Annotated in this window: 16 protein-coding genes; 10 read left to right on the top strand and 6 right to left on the bottom strand. The window is 66.1% G+C overall.

The window, feature by feature from the left end; translation table 11 throughout:
* The first annotated feature begins 217 nt into the window (after positions 1–217).
* Positions 218–2,803: a bifunctional aconitate hydratase 2/2-methylisocitrate dehydratase gene (gene acnB / locus U4Y88_RS01680; RefSeq protein WP_224005755.1), complete on the top strand. Its 2,586-nt coding sequence runs from the start codon at positions 218–220 to the stop codon at positions 2,801–2,803.
* 151 nt (positions 2,804–2,954) lie between these two features.
* Here the strand turns inward: acnB and U4Y88_RS01675 are convergent, their stop codons facing one another.
* On the bottom strand, positions 2,955–4,145 hold the full coding sequence (locus U4Y88_RS01675; RefSeq protein WP_321781773.1) for an FUSC family protein: 1,191 nt from the start codon (positions 4,143–4,145) through the stop codon (positions 2,955–2,957).
* 428 nt (positions 4,146–4,573) lie between these two features.
* Between U4Y88_RS01675 and U4Y88_RS01670 the strand changes: the two genes are divergently transcribed.
* The 4 genes from U4Y88_RS01670 (at position 4,574) to U4Y88_RS01655 (ending at position 10,235) form a co-directional block, all read left to right on the top strand.
* Positions 4,574–4,996: a hemerythrin domain-containing protein gene (locus U4Y88_RS01670; protein ID WP_321781771.1), complete on the top strand. Its 423-nt coding sequence runs from the start codon at positions 4,574–4,576 to the stop codon at positions 4,994–4,996.
* A 70-nt stretch (positions 4,997–5,066) separates the two neighbouring features.
* A complete protein-coding gene (ubiM, locus tag U4Y88_RS01665) occupies positions 5,067–6,263 on the top strand; it encodes a 5-demethoxyubiquinol-8 5-hydroxylase UbiM (protein ID WP_321781769.1) in 1,197 nt (398 codons plus the stop codon).
* A 522-nt stretch (positions 6,264–6,785) separates the two neighbouring features.
* A complete protein-coding gene (locus tag U4Y88_RS01660; RefSeq protein ID WP_321781767.1) occupies positions 6,786–8,564 on the top strand; it encodes an alkaline phosphatase family protein in 1,779 nt (592 codons plus the stop codon).
* A gap of 216 nt (positions 8,565–8,780) precedes the next feature.
* Complete coding sequence (locus U4Y88_RS01655; RefSeq protein WP_415774378.1) at positions 8,781–10,235, top strand: cytochrome-c peroxidase; 1,455 nt, start codon at positions 8,781–8,783, stop codon at positions 10,233–10,235.
* Positions 10,236–10,323: 88 nt separating this feature from the next.
* On the opposite strand, the gene U4Y88_RS01650 is transcribed toward U4Y88_RS01655, so the two are convergent.
* Positions 10,324–12,093, bottom strand: a complete 1,770-nt coding sequence (locus U4Y88_RS01650) for a DNA-binding protein (protein ID WP_321781765.1) — start codon at positions 12,091–12,093, stop codon at positions 10,324–10,326.
* Positions 12,094–12,560: 467 nt separating this feature from the next.
* On the opposite strand from U4Y88_RS01650, the gene U4Y88_RS01645 reads away from it, so the two are divergent.
* Positions 12,561–13,841, top strand: coding sequence for an MFS transporter (locus tag U4Y88_RS01645; RefSeq protein ID WP_321781763.1), 1,281 nt, complete (start codon positions 12,561–12,563; stop codon positions 13,839–13,841).
* Between the two features lie 39 nt (positions 13,842–13,880).
* Here the strand turns inward: U4Y88_RS01645 and U4Y88_RS01640 are convergent, their stop codons facing one another.
* Positions 13,881–14,141 carry a hypothetical protein gene (locus U4Y88_RS01640; RefSeq protein ID WP_321781761.1) on the bottom strand — a complete coding sequence of 87 codons (261 nt, stop codon included), beginning with the start codon at positions 14,139–14,141 and terminating at the stop codon, positions 13,881–13,883.
* A 159-nt stretch (positions 14,142–14,300) separates the two neighbouring features.
* Between U4Y88_RS01640 and U4Y88_RS01635 the strand changes: the two genes are divergently transcribed.
* Together U4Y88_RS01635 and U4Y88_RS01630 are read left to right on the top strand one after the other, a co-directional pair.
* Positions 14,301–16,181 (top strand): tannase/feruloyl esterase family alpha/beta hydrolase, encoded by a 1,881-nt coding sequence (locus U4Y88_RS01635; RefSeq protein ID WP_321781759.1) that lies wholly within the window; start codon positions 14,301–14,303, stop codon positions 16,179–16,181.
* A gap of 73 nt (positions 16,182–16,254) precedes the next feature.
* Positions 16,255–16,824 (top strand): thioredoxin, encoded by a 570-nt coding sequence (locus U4Y88_RS01630; RefSeq protein WP_310631545.1) that lies wholly within the window; start codon positions 16,255–16,257, stop codon positions 16,822–16,824.
* 218 nt (positions 16,825–17,042) lie between these two features.
* On the opposite strand, the gene U4Y88_RS01625 is transcribed toward U4Y88_RS01630, so the two are convergent.
* The 3 genes from U4Y88_RS01625 to U4Y88_RS01615 all read right to left on the bottom strand — a co-directional run bounded on the left by U4Y88_RS01625 (position 17,043) and on the right by U4Y88_RS01615 (position 19,291).
* Entirely contained in the window at positions 17,043–17,792 is a 750-nt protein-coding gene (locus U4Y88_RS01625; protein WP_224005695.1) for a glycosyltransferase family 2 protein, read from the bottom strand.
* Positions 17,793–17,891: 99 nt separating this feature from the next.
* Positions 17,892–18,164, bottom strand: a complete 273-nt coding sequence (locus U4Y88_RS01620) for a hypothetical protein (RefSeq protein WP_321781757.1) — start codon at positions 18,162–18,164, stop codon at positions 17,892–17,894.
* A 239-nt stretch (positions 18,165–18,403) separates the two neighbouring features.
* Positions 18,404–19,291 carry an SDR family oxidoreductase gene (locus U4Y88_RS01615; RefSeq protein ID WP_321781755.1) on the bottom strand — a complete coding sequence of 296 codons (888 nt, stop codon included), beginning with the start codon at positions 19,289–19,291 and terminating at the stop codon, positions 18,404–18,406.
* Between the two features lie 124 nt (positions 19,292–19,415).
* Here U4Y88_RS01615 and U4Y88_RS01610 point away from each other — a divergent pair, with 124 nt between their 5' ends.
* Both U4Y88_RS01610 and U4Y88_RS01605 read left to right on the top strand, forming a co-directional pair.
* The gene (locus tag U4Y88_RS01610) at positions 19,416–20,336 is read left to right on the top strand and encodes a helix-turn-helix transcriptional regulator (RefSeq protein ID WP_321781753.1); all 921 of its coding nucleotides are present in this window, start codon (positions 19,416–19,418) and stop codon (positions 20,334–20,336) included.
* A 9-nt stretch (positions 20,337–20,345) separates the two neighbouring features.
* Positions 20,346–21,284: a LysR substrate-binding domain-containing protein gene (locus tag U4Y88_RS01605; protein ID WP_310631540.1), complete on the top strand. Its 939-nt coding sequence runs from the start codon at positions 20,346–20,348 to the stop codon at positions 21,282–21,284.
* The last annotated feature ends 128 nt before the right edge of the window (positions 21,285–21,412 follow it).

The raw sequence follows: 21,412 nt of genomic DNA, 5'->3' as shown, positions 1-21,412 counted from the left end.
CCTACCCCAACCTGGCCGTTTCCCTCAAGATCACCCGGCGATTCAGCAGACTTCATCGCGCCCGACTGCTCCGCCGTCCAACTCTTATATAAGACATAAGACATTTGACGATAGACGGCTCAAGGATTAGAATCGCGGTCAAAGTAGTGGTAGTGCCCGGAATAGCCTCGGCGTGTCTGGAACGCCTTCCCCTGAAACGCAATACAGCAGGTCCCCCATGCTTGAAAACTTTCGTGCTCACGTAGCCGCACGCGCCGCGCTCGGCATCCCCCCCCTGCCTCTCACGGCTCAGCAAACCGCCGAGCTGGTGGAACTGCTGACGAATCCGCCCGCAGGCGAAGAAGAGACGCTGGTCGATCTGATCACCAACCGCGTGCCGGCTGGCGTGGACGAAGCAGCGCGCGTGAAGGCCGGCTTCCTGGCCGCCGTCGCCAAGGGTGAAACCGCCTGCGCGCTGATCTCGCGCGAGCGCGCCACCGAACTGCTCGGCACGATGCTCGGCGGCTACAACATCGCCCCGCTGATCGAACTGCTGGCCGACGCCGCCGTGGGCACCGTCGCTGCCGACGCGCTCAAGAAAACCCTGCTGATGTTCGACCAGTTCCACGACGTCAAGGAACTCGCCGACAAGGGCAACGCCAACGCAAAGTCCGTCCTGCAAAGCTGGGCCGACGCCGAGTGGTTCACGAGCCGCCCGGAAGTCCCGCAAAGCCTGACCATCACGGTCTTCAAGGTCACGGGCGAAACCAACACCGACGACCTGTCGCCGGCTCCCGACGCCACCACGCGCCCGGACATCCCGCTGCACGCGCTCGCGATGCTCAAGAACGCGCGTCCCGGCATCACGCCGGAAGAAGACGGCAAGCGCGGCCCGGTCAAGTTCATCGAATCGCTGAAGGAAAAGGGTCACCTGGTCGCCTACGTCGGCGACGTGGTCGGCACGGGTTCGTCGCGTAAATCGGCCACCAACTCGGTGCTCTGGTTCACGGGCGAAGACATCCCCTTCATCCCGAACAAGCGCTTCGGCGGCGTGTGCCTCGGCGGCAAGATCGCTCCGATTTTCTACAACACGATGGAAGACGCCGGCGCGCTGCCGATCGAACTCGACGTGTCGCAGATGGAAATGGGCGACGTGGTCGAACTGCGTCCGTACGAAGGCAAGGCACTGAAGAACGGCGCCGTGATCGCCGAATTCCAGGTCAAGTCCGACGTGCTGTTCGACGAAGTGCGCGCCGGCGGCCGCATTCCGCTGATCATCGGCCGCGGCCTGACCGCCAAGGCGCGTGAAGCGCTCGGCCTCGCGCCGTCGACGCTGTTCCGCCTGCCGCAACAACCGGCCGACAGCGGCCGTGGCTTCTCGCTCGCGCAGAAGATGGTTGGCCGCGCGTGCGGTCTGCCGGAAGGCCAGGGCGTGCGCCCGGGCACGTACTGCGAACCGAAGATGACCTCGGTCGGCTCGCAGGACACCACGGGCCCGATGACCCGCGACGAACTGAAGGATCTGGCGTGCCTCGGCTTCTCGGCCGACCTCGTCATGCAATCGTTCTGCCACACGGCCGCTTATCCGAAGCCCGTCGACGTCAAGACGCACCAGACGCTGCCGAACTTCATCAGCACGCGCGGCGGTATCGCGCTGCGTCCGGGCGACGGCGTGATCCACTCGTGGCTGAACCGCATGCTGCTGCCCGACACCGTCGGCACCGGCGGCGACTCGCACACGCGTTTCCCGATCGGCATCAGCTTCCCGGCAGGTTCGGGTCTGGTCGCCTTCGCGGCCGCCACCGGCACGATGCCGCTGGACATGCCGGAATCGGTGCTGGTCCGCTTCAAGGGCAAGATGCAGCCGGGCGTCACGCTGCGCGACCTCGTCAACGCGATTCCGCTGTGGGCCATCAAGGAAGGCACGCTGACGGTCGCCAAGCAAGGCAAGAAGAACATTTTCTCGGGCCGTATCCTCGAAATCGAAGGCCTGCCCGACCTGAAGGTCGAGCAAGCGTTCGAACTGTCGGATGCGTCGGCTGAGCGTTCGGCTGCCGGTTGCACGGTGCACCTGAACAAGGAACCGATCATCGAGTACCTCAACAGCAACATCACGCTGCTGAAGTGGATGATCGCGCAAGGCTATCAAGACCCGCGCAGCCTCGAACGCCGTATCAAGGCGATGGAAGCCTGGCTGGCCGACCCGCAACTGCTCCAGCCGGACGCAGACGCGGAATACGCCGCCGTCATCGAAATCGATCTGGCCGACGTGCATGAGCCGATCGTGGCCTGCCCGAACGACCCGGACGACGTGAAGACGCTGTCGGACGTCGCCGGCGCGAAGATCGACGAAGTGTTCATCGGTTCGTGCATGACCAACATCGGTCACTTCCGCGCCGCATCGAAGCTGCTCGAAGGCAAGCGTGACATCCCCGTGAAGCTGTGGGTTGCGCCGCCGACCAAGATGGACCAGAAGCAGCTGACCGAAGAAGGCCACTACGGCGTGTTCGGCACGGCTGGCGCGCGTACCGAAATGCCGGGCTGCTCGCTGTGCATGGGTAACCAGGCACAGGTGCGCGAAGGCGCGACGGTCATGTCGACGTCGACGCGTAACTTCCCGAACCGTCTGGGCAAGAACACGAACGTGTATCTCGGCTCGGCGGAACTGGCGGCGATCTGCTCGCGTCTGGGCAAGATCCCGACCAAGGAAGAGTACATGGCCGACATGGGCGTGCTCACCGCCAACGGCGACAAGATCTATCAGTACATGAACTTCGACAAGATCGAAGACTTCAAGGAAGTCGCCGACAGCGTGCAGATCTAAGCGCGATGAGCGGAAACGGCGCGATCGCGGCAACGTAGATTCGCGCCGTTGTTCTGCTTCCAGCTTCGCGTTTTAGCGGCATGCCCATAGCGCCGCAGGCTCCATGCCTGCGGCGCTATTTTTTTATGCCTCGCGTCCATCAAGCGACGCATTACGCCCGTTCGCGCGCGACCGCCGCGTGCGCGTTCGCCGACGGCATCAGCAGCATCGCCACGACGAGCGAAATGAAGCATCCGGCCAGCACTTCCTCGATGCGCAAGCGCGCCAGCGGCACGATCGCGAAACCCAGTTGCCCATACACGAGGCCCACCAGCATCGTGATGAAAAACACGCCGCGCGCGTAGGCGTGAAGAATGTAATACGCCCAGCCGAACACCGATAAAGCCATCGCGGCCACGAGCAGCCAGGGCGCGTGCCCGCATGCGCCGATGAGCAGCACGCTCGCCGCCGCGCCCGTGAGCGTGCCCGCGATGCGCTTCATCACGCGCGCGCGCGTGCCCTGATGCGAGGTCGTGCCGAGAAACACCACGAACGTGCTGATGACCGCCCACATCGCGCGGTCCTCCGAGAGTTCGCTGCCCGCCAGCATCGCGAGCAGCGCCGCGACGGTTGCTACCAGCGCCGGACGCCACGCGAGCCGGTGCAGCCGATGCGCGAGCAATTCGCCGAGCGGCCGTTGCGAGGGCCGCCCGGTGACGATCACATCGGCGGCGAGACGCAGCGCAGCTTCGATCCGCGCTTGCACCGCCGCGACGCTCGCGGGCAAGCCGCGCACGAACGATGAGGTCGGCGACGAAGGCAACGGCCGCTCCCCGGCACGCTCCACCGGAAACACCACCCGCCCCACGAACGTCACGACGAGCGACGCCAGCGCCATGCCGCCCAGCATCTCGACGAGCCGCGCATCCACGGGATGCAGATACAAGCCGAGATAGAACGCCACCAGCGTGAGCAGCGCCGCGCCCACCGCGCGCGCGCCGAGCGTCTGGCACAACATCCCGAAGAACACGACGAGCAGCGAGCCCGCATCGCGCAGCATCGGCTGCGAAGCGACCGTCGCCGCGGCGGCGAAGGCCGCGCAGGCGCAGAACTCCAGCATCAGCAGCGACACCAGCCAGCCGGACAGGCCCGCCTCGCGCAGAAATAGCGGCGCAATCATCGCGAATAGCGCGGCGGGCACGGCGAGCGTTGCCGTCTGATGATGCTGGAGCGCCCACGGCACGCCGAGGCCGGCCGTGAGCAGGCTCGCGAGCGTCGAGCGCGCGGCGCCGCGCAGGCGCGCGAATTCGGGGTCGTGGAGCAGCGCGCGATTGAAGGCGCGTGAACAGGCGGCGGCGATCATGGTCGACGATATCCGTGCGTGTCGGCATCCGGCTTGTGGCCGTATCCGACGTCCGGGCGCGAAGCCCGGCAATGAGAGGACGCCGGATGCGCCGCCATGCCGGGATCTCCGGTCCAGCGTGCGCCCGGCGAGGCGTACGTCCGGGCCGCGTCAGCCAGCGTCGAGGGTACGACGCGCGGCGAACGGCCCGGGTTTTCCCGGATGATAGCTGGTCAAAATTACAGCGACGTCATTTCACGATGGCAGTGCGCCGCCGCCCACGGGACGCACACGGGACGCGCACGGGACGCGCACGGGACACACACGGGACGCATTTGCCGCAGCCCCATCCTTTAACCGACTTGCGCGAGATCATCGGGCAAGCGGCGCCGCCTTGCTATCTTGATAATTTCCCCGAGACAGCCGTAGCGCTCGCTTCGCCGCACTTCATGACCCCGCCCGTCGCGCCCACTCCCACGCTTTTGCCTCCCGAGCTGCAACTCGGCGAGCCCGTCACCGACGCCATGCACACCGAATTCGTGCGCCTGCTCGACCTCGCGCACGACGCGCCCGACCCTGAACTCGTCGCCGCGCTCGACGTCTGGATCGACCACACGCGCGAGCACTTTGCGCAGGAAGAACGCTGGATGGAGGCGCTCGATTTCGGGCCGCGCCATTGCCATGCGGGCCAGCATCGCCACGTGTTGCAGATCGCGGGCCTCGTGCGCGCGGAAATCGCCGACAACGCCCGCTTCGATCTCGGCCGCCGCCTGATCGGCGAATTGCGCGAGTGGTTCGCGTTTCACGTCAAGACGATGGATTCGATGATGATCGGCCATATGCGCGAGACCGGCGTCGCGCCGGTCGTCTGAAGCGCCGTTGCGCCCTCGTTGCCGGTTTCCCTTCCACGTTTTCCGCTCACTCCCTCCGCACAACAGGTCCATGAATCACGACGTCATCATCGTCGGGGGCGGCCCCGCCGGTCTGTGTCTCGCGCGTGCGCTCAGCGGGCGCGGCTTGCGCATCGCCCTCGTCGAGCAACAGCCGCTCGACGCCATCGCGGCGCCCGCGTTCGACGGCCGCGAAATCGCGCTCACGCAAAAATCCGTGCGCCTGCTGCGCGAACTCGGCCTGTGGGAGCGCATCGACGCCGACGCGCGCTCGCCGATGCGCGCCGCGAAAATCTTCAACGGCCTCTCCACGCATGCGCTCGAAATCGGCAGCGACTCGCGCGAGCACGCGGAACTGGGCTGGCTCGTCGCCAATCAGGTGATCCGCCAGGCGGCCTTCGACGCGCTCCAGGCGAGCATTGCCACGCACGGCGACGTCACGCTGATCGCGGGCGAAACGGTCGGCGCCGTGCAGACCGACGCCGAATCGGCGCGCGTGACGCTCGACAGCGGCGCGGTCTTGACGGGCGCGCTGGCCGTGGCCGCCGACAGCCGCTTTTCGCCGACGCGCCGCATGATGGGCATCGCCGCCGATCTGCACGACTTCGGCAAGACCATGCTCGTGTGCCGCATGACGCACGAGTTGCCGCATCGCGAGGCCGCGTGGGAATGGTTCGGCTACGGCCAGACGCTCGCGCTGCTGCCGATGAACGCGCATGCGCCGAGCGGCGCGCATCAGTCGTCGGTGGTGCTCACGCTGCCCGCGCACGAGATCGGCGCACTCGCGGCGCTGAGCCCGGAGGCGTTCGGCGTGAACCTCGAACGGCGTTTCTCGCGGCGGCTCGGCGCGATGCGGCTCGTGAGCACGCGGCATCTGTATCCGCTCGTTTCGGTGTACGCGGAGCGCTTCGCGGCGACGCGCTTCGCCACGGTCGGCGACGCCGCGGTGGGCATGCATCCGGTCACGGCGCACGGCTTCAACTTCGGCCTCGCAAGCGTCGAAACGCTGCGCGAGTGCATCATGGCCGCGCAGCGTCAGGGCGGCGATATCGGCGCGTTCGACGTCTTGCGCGGCTACGAGAACCGCCATCGGCGCGCGACGCGGCCACTCTTCATGGCGACGCGCCTGATCACCGAGATCTACACCAACGGCACGCTGCCCGCGCGGCTCGCGCGCAACGTCATGCTGCGCGCGGCCTCGCATCTCGCGCCATTCCGCAAGGCCGTCGCCGCGTCGCTGACCGGATAGGCTGAGCACTGGATAACAAAAAATTACCGGCGCTCACGCACGCGCCGGTTTCAAAACCGGCAATGGTCCGCGCGCATCAAAAGCGCAATGAAATCCATCAGAAACGCAATTGAAATATTTCAATCAATTAATAACAGAATTTTTACGATTTATTTCAGCATCGGATTAGTCAATTCGGACAGTTATATCAAAGAGTTAATTCCCGATCGAACGACCATCGTTCATCGAATCGTGTTTTTCACGCTGTAAACCCCGCCTCTCAAGCCTTCCGCCGCCTGCTTTCAATTCCCTGCGCCATGCCCGGCGCAAGCCACGCCCATTACCTTTATCGCGCGCAATAATCGCCGAAATCCGCCTACAGGATATTCGGAATTCTTTATAAAAGTTTCACACTCGAATGTTTCAATGCGGCCACTTTGACGGCGCCTCAAAGCATTTCGATTGCGATTATTGCAATTGACCCACTCTCTGCTTTCAACCCAATAAGACGAAGCGCCATACTAAAATCCAGGAGCGCGCGATATGCATCCCAGAAAAGCCTTGCTGTCCATTTCGTTCGCAGCGGCGGTCGCCACGATCGCGGCCTGCGGCAGCAGCAACAACACGCCGTCCAGCTCGACGACGGCCGCGTCGCCGCAAGATGCGCTTGCGACGGCCACGCCGATCAAGCACCTCGTGGTGATCTTCGGCGAGAACGAGTCCTTCGACCATTACTTCGGCACCTATCCGAACGCGCAGAACCCCGAAGGCGAGCCGACGTTCACCGCGGCGGCGGGCACGCCGACCGTCAACGGTCTGACGTCCGCCCTGCTGACGAACAACCCGACGGTGGCGAACACGAAGAACGCAACGGGCACCAACATCAACCCGTTCCGTCTCGACCGTTCGCAGGCCGCCACGGAAAGCCAGAACCACAACTACACGCCGGAACAGCTCGCCGCCGACGACGGCAAGATGGACCTGTATCCGCTGAACACCGGCAATAACGCGGTGGGTTCGGCGAACACGTTCGGCGAGCCGGGCCTCGTGATGGGCTATTTCGACGGCAACACCGTGACCGCGCTGTGGAACTACGCGCAGCACTTCGCGATGAGCGACAACGCCTACACGGACACCTACGGTCCGTCGACGCCGGGCGCGATCTCGGTGGTCTCGGGCCAGCACAACGGCGCCGTGGTGACGTCGAGCGGCGCGGTGGTCACGGGCAGCGCGACGACGAGCCCGTCGACCGACGTGGTGTACGACCTGCAAGGCGGCTGGACGCTGGTGGGCGACCTCGACCCGACCGGCGACGCCTGCACGCTCGCGGCCGGTTCGAGCACGACGGCGGCGATGACCTCGAAGAACATCGGCGATCTGCTGAATTCGAGCGGCGTCACGTGGGGCGGCTTCATGGGCGGCTTCAATCTGCAGACCGTGAACGCAAACGGCACGACGGGCTGCAGCCGCTCGACGTATTCGTCGGTGCTCGGCGCGAGCGAAAACGACTACGTGCAGCATCACGCCTGGTTCCAGTACTACACGACTACGCAGAACCTCGCGCATACGCGTCCGTCGTCGGTGGCGGCGATCGGCTACACCGATCCGCTCGACAACACGGCCACGCCGGTGCATCACCAGTACGACGTGAACGACTTCTTCACGGCGGTCAAGGCGGGCAACTTCCCGTCGGTGAGCTTCCTGAAGGCACCGGCGGTCGCCGACGCCCACCCGGGCAACTCCGATCCGCTCGACGAGCAGTCGTTCGTCACCAGCGTCGTGAACTTCCTCCAGCAGCAGCCCGACTGGAAGAACACCGCGGTCATCGTGACCTACGACGACTCGGACGGCTGGTACGACCACCAGTACATCGCGCCGACCACGTCCTCGTTCGACTCGACCTCGGCGGAAACGACGGGCCAGACGACCAAGACGGCCGTGACGGGCGCCGACCAGCTCAACGGCGCGGGCGTCTGCAACGCCACGGGCGCGGTGCAGGGCGCGGGCGTGAACGGCGGCGCCGTCAACGGCCGCTGCGGTCCGGGCACGCGCATTCCGTTCCTCGTGATCTCGCCGTACGCCAAGGCGAACTTCGTCGACGGCACCACCGTGGTCACGCAGTCCTCGGTCGTGCGCTTCATCGAGGACAACTGGCTCGGCGGCGCGCGTATCGGCCAGGGCTCGAACGACGCCAACGCGGGCAGCATCATGAACCTGTTCAACTTCGCGAGCACGTCGCCGATCGCGCCGCTGTATCTCGACTCGAACAAGGGCACGCAGCTCTCGTCGGCGCCCGCCGCCATCACGGGGCCGTCGCTCTAAGCGCGCAGCACGTCTTACCTCGCGCAACGTTCGACCATCGACGCGCGTCCCGGCATTCCTGCATCGCCTGAAGCAGCGTTGGGACGCGCTTGCGCATCGGTCCGGCCACGGTCGGACCGATGCTTTTTTACCCGATTCATCGCCCGGCTTTCGCTTCAACTCGCAGCAACTTGCAGCAACTCGCCGGGCCTCGCGGGCATCGCTCATCACTCGCCAATGTCGACGCAATCAACGCAACCGTACCGACCGTCCCCTTCCGCCGATTCCCCCGCGCCCAAGGGGCCGCCAGGAGCCAACCACTCGCGCGTGCGCCGACGCCTGCTGGCCGGCTGCGCGGTCGTGCTCGCCGCGACGGGCACGATCGCCGGTTATGCCCTCGCTTATCCCGAACGCATGCCCGCCGCCGTGGGCGACGCCGTGGAAGACCTCACCGGCGCCAATCCGCATCCCGTGCAACTCGTCTTGCCGCCGCAGGCGCCGCTGAGCGCGGTCGCGAAACTCGGCAAGCAGATCTTTTACGACACGTCGCTGTCCGCGTCGGGCAAGCAGTCGTGCGCGTCCTGCCATAGCGCGACGCGCGGCTATGGTCCGCCGAACGATCTCGACACGCAGCTCGGCGGCCCGAATCTCGATCGCCAGAGCTACCGTCCGCCGCCCTCGCTCGCCTATCTGTATCGCCAGGCGCCGTTCAGCATCGGTCCCGATGCCGCCGACGCCGCCGCGCCGCCCGACTTCAACGCGCTCGCGCAAGCCGCGAAGGGCACGCAGCGCGCCGACAAGGTCGCGGGCGCGACGCCCGCGACCGTCGCGATGGTGCCGGTGGGCGGCCTGTTCTGGGACGGCCGCGCGGATTCGTACCAGCGCCAGGCGCTCGGGCCGCTGCTCAATCCGACCGAAATGGCGAATCCCGATGCCGCCACGGTCGCCGACAAGCTCGCGCACGCGTCCTACTCGGACGTGTTCCGCAAGCTGTTCGGCCCGCGCATTTTCGACAATCCGAGCCTGCTGACCGCCGAAGCGATGTTCGCGGTCGGCCGCTACGAATTCGAGGAGCCGGACTTCCACGCCTTCACCAGCAAGTACGACGACTGGCTGCAAGGCAAGGCGCGCCTCACGCACGCCGAACTGCGCGGGCTGCGCCTGTTCAACGATCCGAAAAAGGCCAATTGCGCCGGCTGCCACCTGAGCCAGCCGACCTCCGACGGCCTGCCGCCGCTCTTTACCGACACGCAATACGAAGCGCTCGGCGTGCCGCGCAATCCGCGTCTGGAGGTCAATCGCGATCCGAAGTTCTTCGACCTCGGGCTGTGCGGGCCGATCCGCCAGGACCTCGCGAAGCAGACGCAATACTGCGGCATGTTCCTCACGCCGACGCTGCGCAACAGCGCGAATCGCCACGTGTACTTCCACAACGGCGTCTATCACGATCTCAAGCAGGTGATGGACTTCTACAACCTGCGCAATACCGATCCGGGCAAGATCTATCCGCGCGATGCGTCGGGCAAGGTGCAGGTCTACAACGACATTCCGAAGGCGTGGCAAGGCAACGTCGATTACGCCGATGCGCCGTTCGACCGCAAGCCCACCGATCCGCCCGCGATGTCCGATCAGGATATTCAGGACATCATCGCGTTCATCGGCACGCTCACGGACGGCTACAAGGCGAAGTAGACGCGGCAATTGCGTTTGGACGAGACGAAAAAAAACGCGCGGAGCGATCCGCGCGTTTTTCGTCGATGAGCGAGTTACCGCCTCACGATCATGCCGTTGCGTTCTCGGCGTTCAGCTTCGTGACCGTGCCCGTCGATGCGTCGTAGCGATAGCCCTGCGCCTCAAGCTGCGCGCTGATCGCCTCGACGATCACGCGCTGCTGGAACTCCTTGCGCAGCAGTTCGTGCTCGGGCTTGAACTGGCTGAGTTCGCCGGCAAGACGGCGGCTCAGCGACGCTTCGCCCACGCCGCGCGCGTGAATCAGCATCATCTGCTCGTTCGACTGGATCAGCTGCTGCTTCAGGCCGTTCGCGTAGTCGGCCCACTTCTTCAGGTTGTCGCGCGCTTCGTTGATCGCGGTGGCGTGCGTTTGCGCTTCCTGCGCGACCTGCGCCTTCAGCGTTTCGAGCGCCTCGACCGCTGCCGTGTCCTGCTGCGCCGCCGATGCGGCTTCCTGCACTTCCTGTTCGGCCTTGACGATCGCAGCCGCGTTGGCCGCCGCTTCGGCTGCCGCGGATTCCGCGAGCTGCGAGAGTTCGGCCGCGCGCTCTTGCGCTTCCGTCACGCTCGCCGACAGACGCGCGATTTCGGTCGCGCCCGCGTCGCGTTCTTCGGTCAGGCTCGCGACCTGCGTCTGCACGTTGTGCAGTTCGCTGGCGGCGGCATCGCGCTCGGCTTGTGCGCTGCTGACTTCGTCGCGGCGCGCGGCGTGCGCATCCTGCTCGGCTTGCAGCGCGGCGCGGATCGATTCGAGTTCGCTTTCCAGACGCGCGACCTTTTCCGCATGCTCCGCTTCCAGCGCCGCACGTTCGGCTTCGTGATCGACGGCGGGTTCGGCTGCGGCCTGTTCCGCTGCTTGCTCCGCTGCGGCCTGTTCGGCTGCGGCTTGCGCGGCGGCTTCTTCCGCTGCGGCCTGCTCGGCTGCTGCCTGCTCCGCTTCGGCCTGCGCCGCGGCTTGTTCCGCCGCCGCTTGCTCAGCTGCGGCCTGCTCAGCGGCTTGTTCGGCTGCCGCTTGTTCCGCTGCTGCCTGCTCGGCTGCGGCCTGTTCTGCCGCCGCCTGGTCCGCTGCGGCCTTTTCCGCTGCCTGTTCCGCCGCCGCTTGCGCCGCAGCCTGCTCAGCCGCCGCGCGTTCCGCTGCCGCTGCGTGTTCCGCCACGATCTGCTGCGCAGCGGCCGTAGCGGCTGCGGCGATCTCGGCCTGGCGCACGGCCTCGGCCTCGGCGGCTTCGCGCGCCGCGCGCTCCGCCGACAACTCCGAAACGGCCTGCTCCAGCTCGGCTTCGAGCGTCGTGACGCGCTCTGTCAGTTCCTGCACGCGCTTTTCGGCGGCATCGGTGCGTTGCACGGCCAGTGCGATGTCTTCGTCCAGACCGCTGCCGGCGTCGACCTTCGCTTCGTAGGCGCTCGTCATCCGATCCAGCTGGACTTGCAGCGAATCCAGTTCCTGCACGGTGTTCTGCAATTCGGCCAGCGCGTCGTCGCGCTCGCTGCACGCATCCTCGACGCGCTCGCGCATCGACACCAGACGGCGCGCCACCGCGCGCTCCGCTTCATCCTGCGCCGACGTCCACAGACGGTCGAGCGCGTCGCGCATCGTTTCGGTGACGGCATCGGGCAAGGTCGGACGCTCGCTGACCTGCGGCACGCGCGGCGCACGCGCCTCGCGCCACTTGCGCAGCGACGCGGCGACAGAGACCACCGAACCGGTATGCACTTCCGACCAGATGGCCACGGGCGACACCGTCTGGCCATCTTCAGCCATCCGGTCCGCGATTTCAGCGACGAGTTCGTCGGTGATCGCAATGCTGCTGCTAGACATATCCGCCTCGATAACGCTAAGAAAAGTTGACGATCGACGAAGACCGCTCGCCGATCGGTGGTGAGCCGAGCTCCCCGCAATATGAAAATTGTCGGCGCTCGACCCCAAAGTTAATTGGCGGAAAAGCCGGGGGAACGGGGACGTATTCACGCAATTGAATGACGTCGCCGCAGATAGTGGGGCCGCATTTTATAAAGCGCTCCCGCGATCTTCAAGGCGTAATTTCGACGCGTTTGACGTGCCGGCCGGCCCGCTTTTGTCTGCCGAATCGACGACAAAAACGCCATCCGGCGCGTGCCCGACTCGCTATCATGAATCATCGCTGCCCCGATTTTTACGCCCGCGTTATCCCGCTTTACCCCGCTTCCTCGCGCCTCGCCGCATTACTCCACTTCGCCGTGCCCTGCATGGCAGCGGCACGCAGGCCGGCGCGCGATCCCCGGAAGCATACCGGACTCACGCAGCCCATGAACTCGACCTTCGCGCGCAAACGGCCCGCGCCACCCGAACGGCCCGGGCTGCGCCAACGCGCGCCGCGCCTGCCGGGCGCCGTCGGCACCATCGCCATCGCGCAGCTGTTCGGCACCTCGCTGTGGTTCAGCGCGAACAGCACCGCGGCCGACCTCATGCGCATCTGGCATGCCACTGCCGCCGATATCGGCTGGCTCACGAGCGCGGTGCAGATCGGCTTCATCCTCGGCACGCTGACGATCTCCTCGACCGGCGCGGCCGACCGCTACCCCGCCAGCCGCATCTTCGTGCTGAGCGCGGTGGCCGGCGCGGGCTTCAATCTCGCGTTCGCGTGGCTCGCGGGCGGACTCCTGAGCGGCGGCGCGCTGCGCTTTTGCGTGGGCGTGTGCCTCGCGGGCATCTACCCGATGGGCATGAAGCTGATCGTGAGCTGGGCGCCCGACAAAACCGGCCAGGCGCTCGCGCAACTCGTCGCCATGCTGACGCTCGGCACGGCGCTGCCGCACGCGATGCGCCTCGTCGGCGCGGGCTTTCCGTGGCAGCTGGTGATCACGGCGTCGTCGGCGCTTGCGCTGCTCGGCGCGGCGCTCGTCGGCTCGCTCGGCGACGGGCCGCACACGCGCGTACGCGCACACGCTTCGTCCTCCCATGACCATGCGGCCCGCGCGCCTGTCGCTGCGAGCGCGTGGTCGATGTTCCGCATTCGCCCGTTTCGCGCGGCGACGTTCGGCTATTTCGGCCACATGTGGGAGCTTTACGCGTTCTGGACGACAGTGCCGCTGCTGGTCTCGCGCACCGCGCTCGCGGCGGCATTTCCCCGGCTCGGCGTGTCGGGCGTGGCGTTCTGCATCATCGGTATCGGGTCGATCGGCACGTTGATCGGCGGATCGTTATCGAGGCGCGCGGGCAGCGCGCGGATCGCCCTGGGCGCGCTCGCGATTTCGGGTTCGTGCGCGCTGACGTTCTCGCTCGCGTGGCGTCATCTGCCGCCCGCCGCGCTCGGCGCGCTGCTGCTGTTGTGGGGCGCGACGGTGGTAGCCGACTCGCCGCAGTTCTCGGCGCTCGCCGCGAAGGCGTGCCCGCCCGGCTCCGTGGGCGGCGCGCTGGCGATCCAGAATTCCATCGGCTTCGCGATCACGGTCGTGTCCATCGCGGCCACGACCGCGCTGTTCGGCCATATCGGACTCGACGCGACCTGGCTGCTCGTGCCCGGCCCCGTGCTGGGCCTGCTCGGTTATACGGCGACGATACGTGGAGGACGCGGCGAGCGCGGCTGATCGCAAGTCTTGCACGACACTCAGCATGGCTAAATAATTTCACGCGCCGCGACCGTCGCCGTTGCGCCGAAGGTTCGATTCCAACTGTAGACATCGACCGCGCCTTCGCGTTGTGTACGGCAACTCGTTGGCCGCAAGCGAAGGATTCTGTTCAAGATCCGCCAGCGTCACGACCGCGACAATTTTTTCGCGCGCTAGAGAAAATATTGCACGCACGCCTTCGCGCATTGCCTGCATTGCCTGCATTGCCTGCATTGCCTGCATTGCCTGCATCACCCGCGCCGCATTCGGGGATGCCATGCTTTCTGCTTATCCTGTCATCGATTGTCATGATCGGGCCGCCGAACCCGCGCCATCGAAACGAAAAAGATGCTAAGAACACGGTTCCGAAATCGCGGCGGGCCGTCCGCCGCGCCCGCTTTTTTTCCCGCTTTTTTCCCGTCTCTTTCGATGAACGCCATGTCCTTACCTTTACTTACCCGTCGCACGGCCGCGTTCGCCGTTGCGCTCGTCCTGCTCGCGGGGCTCGCGCTGCTGCGCGCGGCGCCCGCCCTCGCCGATCCCGGCACGGCATTGCCCGTCGTCGCGCCGGTGCTGAGCTGCGAAGCGCTCGCCCAAACGAAGCTCGATGCCGCGGTCGGCGCCGCCGTCGCGATCGAAACGAAACGCGTGAACACCGCGCAAGGCGAGTTCTGCGAAGTGAGCGGCACGATCGCGCCGTCGATCGGCTTCAAGCTCGACCTGCCGACGCAGAAGTGGACGCAACGCTATCTCCAGGCCGGCTGCGGCGGCCTGTGCGGCCAGATCAACGCGAGCATCGGCAATGCGGGCGATTGCCGCCCCGCGCTCGACGGCGAGTTCGCCGTCGCCGCCACCGACATGGGCCACACGGGCCGCATGGGTTCGCCCGACGAAAGCGCGTTCGCCGCCGATCCGCAAAAGCGCATCGATTTCGCTTATCGCGCGAATCACGTGACGGCGCTGGCGTCGAAAGCGCTGATGCGCGCGTTTTACGGCGTCGCGCCGCGTTATGCGTATTTCTCCGGCTGTTCCGATGGCGGCCGCGAAGCGCTGATGGAAGCGCAGCGTTATCCCGAGGACTTCGACGGCATTTCGGCGGGCGCGCCCGCGATGCTGTTCCAGATCCAGAATTCGTTCTTCCACGCGTGGACCGTGGCGGCCAATCGCGACCGCAACGGCAAGCCGATCCTGCTCGCGCCGAAGCTGCGCGTGCTGCACGACGCGGTGATCGCGCATTGCGACACGCTCGACGGTGTCAAGGACGGCCTGCTGAGCGATCCGCGCGCGTGCCGCGTTCAACAAAGCTGGGTCGCGTGCAAGAGCGGCGCGGCCGATACCGCGCACTGCCTCACGCCCGCCGAATGGTCGGTGGCCCAGAAGATCTACGCGGGACCGACCGACGCCGCCGGTCATCGCTTCCTGCCGGGCGGCCTCGAACCCGGCTCGGAACTCATGTGGGGCTCGTTCGTGCCGCGCGACGCCAACGCGCACGTGATGTCCGAAGCGCTCTACACGAGCATGGTGCCGGTGGTCAATCTCGCGCCCTCGCAGGCCGAATCGAGCGCCACGACCTTCCCGTTCACGACGGCGCAATTCACGCGCATGCAGGAACTGCATCCGCTCAACGACGCGACCAATCCCGATCTGCGGGCGTTCTCCGCGCGCGGCGGCAAGCTCATCATGTGGCACGGCTGGGCCGACTTCTCGATCGCGCCGATGATCTCCATCGCCTACTATCGCGCCGTGCAGGCCGAGCTGGGCACCGCCGCGACCGACCGTTTCCTGCGCCTCTTCATGATTCCGGGCGTGGGCCATTGCGGCGGCGGCGACGGCTTCGCGCAAGTCGATACGCTGAGCCCGCTGATGTCGTGGGTCGAGCGCGGCACCGCGCCCGCGAGTTTGCACGCGGATCGCATCGCGTCGAGCGCGGGCGGCTTCGGGCCGCCGCCGGGTGCCTCTGGTGCCTCTCGTGCCGCTGGTGCTGCCAGTGCGAGCGCCGCGCACGGCGCGCCGCCGATGGACGGCCCGCAAGGCGGCAGTGACGGACGCGGTAGCGGCATGGGTCCGCACGCGGCGCTGCCGCCCGTGGCGATCCCGAATCAGCCGGCGCTCGCGAGCCGCCCGATCTATCCGTTCCCGCAGATCGCGCACTATCTCGGCAAGGGCGATCCGAAGCTCGCGTCGAGCTACGGCCCGGCCGCGAGCCCCGTGAAGGAACCCGCGTCGATCGACTGGTACGGCGCGTTCATGCTGCGCCCCGGCTTCCAGAAACAATACGTCGTGCGCGACGACACGCTGTTCCCGTTGCCGCAGCAATAAAGCCATGACAGTACGCGACGTGCACGGCTTGCACGTCGCGCGACATCATTTATCCTCGAAGGAAAACATCACCATGACGCAACCCGCTTCCGCCACGCCCGCCTGGCGCGCCGATCCGCTCACCTGGGGCCACGGCCCGCGCGTGTTCGAAGTCTTTCTCGAACCGACCTGCCCGTATTCGGTGCGCGCATTCGGCAAGCTCGACGCCCTGCTCGAAGCGGCCGGCGCTGACAACATCACCGTCAAGATCCGCCTGCAATCGCAGCCGTGGCACATGTATTCGGGTGTGATCGTGCGCTGCATCCTGGCGGCGTCGACGCTGCCGGGCGGCAAGGAAAACGCGAAAGCCGTGCTGGCCGCAGTGGCCGCGCATCGCGAGGAATTCGAATTCGAGCGTCATTGCGGCGGCCCGAACATGGACGCGACGCCCAACGACATCATCGCGCGTATCGAACGCTATAGCGGCCTTGCGCTGCGCGAAGCGTTCGCGATTCCCGGACTCGACAGCGAAGTGAAATGGCACGCGAAATACGCGCGTCAGAACGGCATCCACGTGTCGCCGACTTTCATGATCGACGGGCTCGTCGATCCGAAGATCAGCAGCGGCGATGAGGTTGCCGCGTGGGCCGAGCGTCTGCGTTAAGGCGCTGAGGCTTCAACGCAATGTGAACATCGACCGCGCTCGCGGTCGATTTCGAACACACTGAAGGCACCGCTGTTGCTTGCCGTGCGTTCGGCAAACCTGTCGGTTGACGTCGGTTCCAATTGGGCAATGCTGGCCGCGCTAGGCAGTTAGTTGCAGATGTAGCGCAAAAAAATCGGCGACCGACTTGAATCGATCGCCGATCTTCGTGTCGCCCGTCACGGTGCACCGAGACGCGCGAGCTTCAGAAAGCGGTAATAGACGGTTTCGGCGTTATACACCGCGATCACGAGCCCCGCGCGGCCGTCGAGAAAACCCCGGCGCAGCAGATACGTGCGGACGAACGCCCACAGGCCACGCCCGAGCGCCTTGCTCACGCTGCTGCGCTTCGCGCTCGCGCGGCGCTGCTCCGCGCCGAGCGTCGAGTACAGATCCATCTTGCGCAGCACGGTCCCGACGTCGTCGTACGAGTAGTGCATCAGCTTGCCCGTGAGGCGGCGCGACGGTGCGTCGTAGACCACGCGCTCGTGCACGAGGTCGGTCGAAAAACGCGCCACGTCGCGCGGAAACAGGCGCGGAATCCAGTCGGGATACCAGCCCGAGTGATAGATCCACTGGCCGCAAAAACTCGATAGCCGGTCGACGGCATAGACCACTTGATCGGGCTGGGCGATCGCCTCGCGAATCGATTGCGCGAGTTCGGGCGACACCTCTTCATCGGCGTCGATGGACAAGATCCACGGCGTGGACAAGGCCTCGATCGCGCGATTCTTCTGCGCGCCGAAACCGGGCCAGTCGGTTTCGATCACGCGCGCGCCATACTGCCGCGCGATGTCCAGAGTGTCGTCGGTGCTGCCGCTGTCGAGCACGACGATTTCGTCGGCGAAGCGCACGGATTGCAGGCATTTCGCCAGATGCTTTCCGGCGTTCAGGGTGATGATCGCTACGCCTAGCTGCGATGCTTTCAAGTTGTCCTCAACATCCTGCGTGACTGCAACATCGGAGGATGCGCGCACGGCGAACCGCCACGTTTGCGTGGCCGGTTCGCCGTGCGCGCGTCAGGTCGATCAGGCGACGCGGTTCGCGTTCGGCACGACGATCGCGCCGTGCGGGCCACCACCGCCGCCAGGGCCGCCGCCGAAACCACCACCACCACCGCCACCAGGACCACCGCCAGGACCCCAGGCACCCGGGCCACAAAACGGCCACACGCAGCAACCGCCGAGCGCGGCCGCCACTGCAATCGCGCCTGCCAGCGCCAGCAACTTCTTCATGGAAACTCTCTTCATCAGGCAATCAAACAAAAACAACAAGCTGATTCCTATGCTTCCAGAATTCATCCGCAGCTTGTTTACGCAGCGTTACGGGTTCTTTCCGCATCTGACTCTGAAGATTTGTAATACCAGGGAAGTTATGGAAAGCATTCTCCTGAACGCGCATGCAGTCGCGCGCCGCGCACGCCGAAGCGGTACGGCTGGCCTGAAAACCCAGCCGCCGACCTCAAAACAATCGATAAGCATGCCGAATCATATTGAAGTCGATACCGCATTCATCATACGTATTGCAGCCCAACTCTCCGTTACACGAATCGCGCTTCGTCGAGATCGGCGATCAGCGTCGGGCCGACCGGCTGCCAGCCGAGCCGCGCGCGCGTGAGGGCACTCGACGCAGGCATGTCCATGCCGACGAACATCCCCATCCAGCCGAAATGCGCCGCCGCCTCGGCGGGCGCGATCGACACAGCCGGCAGTCCGAGCGCGCGCGACAGCGACTCGGCGATCGCGCGGCTCGTCACGCCCTCTTCGCCCACGGCGTGATAGCGCGCGCCCGGCGCGCCTTTTTCGAGCGCGAGCCGATACAGGCGCACCACGTCGGAAAGATGACCGGCCGGCCAGCGGTTCTGGCCCTCGCCCACATAGCCGCACACGCCCTTCTCGCGCGCCACGGCGACGAGCGGCGTGATGAGCCCTTGCCGATACGGGTTGTGAACCTGCGGCAGACGCAGCACGCGCACGTCGAGGCCCGCGTCGAGCAGTTCCTGCCCCGTCATTTCGGATGCGATGCGCGGATTCGGATGGCTCGTGTTGTAGACGTCCTCGCTGGCCGGCTCGCCATGATGACCGCCGCCGATGCCCGTGCCCGAGGTGATGATGAGCGGACGGTTCGAGCCCGCGAGCGCCGAGCCGAGCGCGCGGATCGCGAGACGATCCTTCTCGCAGTTCTCGACGAAGCGCGAAAAATCGTGATCGAACGCCGTGTGAATCACCGCGTCCGCATGCGCCGCGCCGTTGCGCAGGCTATCCAGATCCTCGAGCGTGCCGCGATGCACCTGCGCGCCCGCTTCGACGAGCGCTTGTGCGCCCGCATCGGAACGCGTCATGCCGAGCACGTCGTGGCCCGCGTCGATGAGTTCACGCGTGAGCGCCGAGCCGATGAAACCGGTCGCGCCGGTCAGAAAGATACGCATGTGCTACTCCTTGGTCGTGGAGCGCGTACTATCTGCCGTTTCGCTATACCGTTAAAGTAGTGAGATCATCATATTAAGATGATTAACAGGATAGCCCCCAAAGGATAGCCCCAGGATAGCCCGAATGCCTTCCACCGCTGCCTCGGTCGCCTCGCTCGGCGACTTTCTCAAGCGCTGCCGCACGCGGCTCGATCCCGCGAGCTTCGGCTTCAGCGGCCGCCGCCGCACGCCCGGCCTGCGCCGCGAGGAAGTCGCGCAGCGCGCCCATATCAGCCCCACCTGGTACACGTGGCTCGAACAAGGGCGCGGCGGCGCGCCTTCGCCCGAGGTGCTCGATCGCATCGCGGGCGCGCTGATGCTCACCGATCCCGAACGCGAACACCTCTTCATGCTCGGTCTCGGACGGCCGCCGGAAGTGCGTTACCGGCCCGTCGAGGGCGTCAATCCGCGCCTGCAACGGCTGCTCGATTCGCTGCAATACAGCCCGGCCATCATCAAGACGGCCACCTGGGACGTGGTCGCGTGGAACCGCGCCGCCGCCATCGTGCTGACCGATTACAGCAAGTTGCCGCCCGGCCAGCGCAACATCCTGCGCTTCCTGTTCTGCAATCCCGACGTGCGCGCCAAGCAGCACGACTGGGACGCGGTGGCGCGTTTCGTGGTCGGTGCGTTCCGGGCCGATGTCGCGCGCGCCGGGCTCGTCTCCGCCGTCGGCGAACTGGTTGACGAGCTTTGCAGCCTGAGCCCGGAATTCGACGCGCTGTGGCGCAGCCATGAAGTGCACGATCATGGCGAGGCACACGGCGTGAAGCGGCTGCATCATCCCACGCTCGGGCTGGTGGAACTGGAGCAGTCGGCGTTTTCCGTCGATGGCCGCCCGGACCTGCATATGCTCGTGTACAACCCGCTCGGCGCGGAAACGGCCGCGCGCATCCGGGTGCTGATCGAGGCGGCGGCGTCGGACGATTCAGCGGGCGGTTCAGTGGGCGATTCAGCGGACGATTCAGAGATTGAACGCGTCGCGCACGAGCCCGCCGTGCGATAAGCTAGGCCTATGGATATCCGGCAACTCAAGTACTTCGTCGCCATCGTCGATTGCGGCAGTCTCTCCAAAGCGGCCGAGCGGCTGTGCGTCGCGCAGCCGTCGCTGAGCCAGCAGGTCGCGAACCTCGAAGGCGAGCTCAAGAGCCAGTTGCTGCTGCGCAGCCATCAGGGCGTGCAGCCCACCGAGGCGGGCCGCGCGCTCTATCTGCGCGCGCGCGACGTGCTGCGCCAGGTCGAGGAAATCCCGCTCGCCGTGCAGGTGAAGGGCACCGAATCGGGCCAGGTCGCCATCGGCCTGCCGACCAGCGTCGCCGTGGTGTTCGCGCTGCCGCTCTACGACTACGTGCGGCGTCACTACCCGGGCATCCGCCTGCATATCGTCGAGGGCATGAGCGGCTATCTCGCCGAGCTGATGGCGAACGGCCGCCTCGACATGGCGATCCTGTTTCGCGAAGCCGAAACGCGCGGCATCGCCGTGCGGCCGTTATTCGAGGAAAACCTGTACGCGTTCGGTGACATCGAAGGCATCGACGCGGGCGCCGACGTGCCATTGCGGCGACTCGCCGACGTCCCGCTGGTGCTGCCGAGCGCCGCGAACGGCCTGCGCCTGCTGATCGAACGCGCCTTCGCGCGCGAAGGCATCGAGCCCAAAGTGGTCGCCGATATCGACTCGCTGCCCACCATGCTCGCCATCGCGCGCCAGGGCGGCGGCGTCACGCTGGTCTCGTCCGACGCGTTCGGCCATTCCGCCGACCAGCATCTGATCCACCGCCTCGTCGAGCCCGAGATCTCGCGGGCCGTGGCGCTGTGCGTGCCCAACGCGCTGCCGACCAGCGCGGCCTCGCTGGCGATCCAGAAAGTGGTCGAGCAACTCGTTGCCGAACTCGTGGAAAGCGGCGTCTGGGCGGGCGTGCTGCCCGGCCGTTCCTCCCCGCGCGCGCGGCGCTGAACGCGCCCCTGACAGAAACGCTATAGGTTCCACCTATACCCGATAGCCGCAATCGGTATTTCACGGCGCGCGCGCCGCCGGTTAGATTGTCTCCTTCGATTCGATAGAAAACGTCCGTGAGGCGTTCG

Source organism: Paraburkholderia sp. J94 (assembly GCF_905220285.1).
Taxonomy (GTDB): Bacteria; Pseudomonadota; Gammaproteobacteria; order Burkholderiales; family Burkholderiaceae; genus Paraburkholderia; species Paraburkholderia tropica_A.
The sequence above is the reverse complement of the archived record's forward strand: the minus strand, read 5'-3'. Positions and strand labels throughout refer to the sequence as shown.

Coding starts and splice junctions, on each gene's coding strand:
- acnB (WP_224005755.1), top strand. CDS start 218: ATGCTTGAAAACTTTCGTGCTCACGTAGCCGCACGCGCCGCGCTCGGC.
- U4Y88_RS01675 (WP_321781773.1), bottom strand. CDS start 4,145: ATGATCGCCGCCGCCTGTTCACGCGCCTTCAATCGCGCGCTGCTCCAC.
- U4Y88_RS01670 (WP_321781771.1), top strand. CDS start 4,574: ATGACCCCGCCCGTCGCGCCCACTCCCACGCTTTTGCCTCCCGAGCTG.
- ubiM (WP_321781769.1), top strand. CDS start 5,067: ATGAATCACGACGTCATCATCGTCGGGGGCGGCCCCGCCGGTCTGTGT.
- U4Y88_RS01660 (WP_321781767.1), top strand. CDS start 6,786: ATGCATCCCAGAAAAGCCTTGCTGTCCATTTCGTTCGCAGCGGCGGTC.
- U4Y88_RS01655 (WP_415774378.1), top strand. CDS start 8,781: ATGTCGACGCAATCAACGCAACCGTACCGACCGTCCCCTTCCGCCGAT.
- U4Y88_RS01650 (WP_321781765.1), bottom strand. CDS start 12,093: ATGTCTAGCAGCAGCATTGCGATCACCGACGAACTCGTCGCTGAAATC.
- U4Y88_RS01645 (WP_321781763.1), top strand. CDS start 12,561: ATGAACTCGACCTTCGCGCGCAAACGGCCCGCGCCACCCGAACGGCCC.
- U4Y88_RS01640 (WP_321781761.1), bottom strand. CDS start 14,141: ATGGCATCCCCGAATGCGGCGCGGGTGATGCAGGCAATGCAGGCAATG.
- U4Y88_RS01635 (WP_321781759.1), top strand. CDS start 14,301: ATGTCCTTACCTTTACTTACCCGTCGCACGGCCGCGTTCGCCGTTGCG.
- U4Y88_RS01630 (WP_310631545.1), top strand. CDS start 16,255: ATGACGCAACCCGCTTCCGCCACGCCCGCCTGGCGCGCCGATCCGCTC.
- U4Y88_RS01620 (WP_321781757.1), bottom strand. CDS start 18,164: ATGAATTCTGGAAGCATAGGAATCAGCTTGTTGTTTTTGTTTGATTGC.
- U4Y88_RS01615 (WP_321781755.1), bottom strand. CDS start 19,291: ATGCGTATCTTTCTGACCGGCGCGACCGGTTTCATCGGCTCGGCGCTC.
- U4Y88_RS01610 (WP_321781753.1), top strand. CDS start 19,416: ATGCCTTCCACCGCTGCCTCGGTCGCCTCGCTCGGCGACTTTCTCAAG.
- U4Y88_RS01605 (WP_310631540.1), top strand. CDS start 20,346: ATGGATATCCGGCAACTCAAGTACTTCGTCGCCATCGTCGATTGCGGC.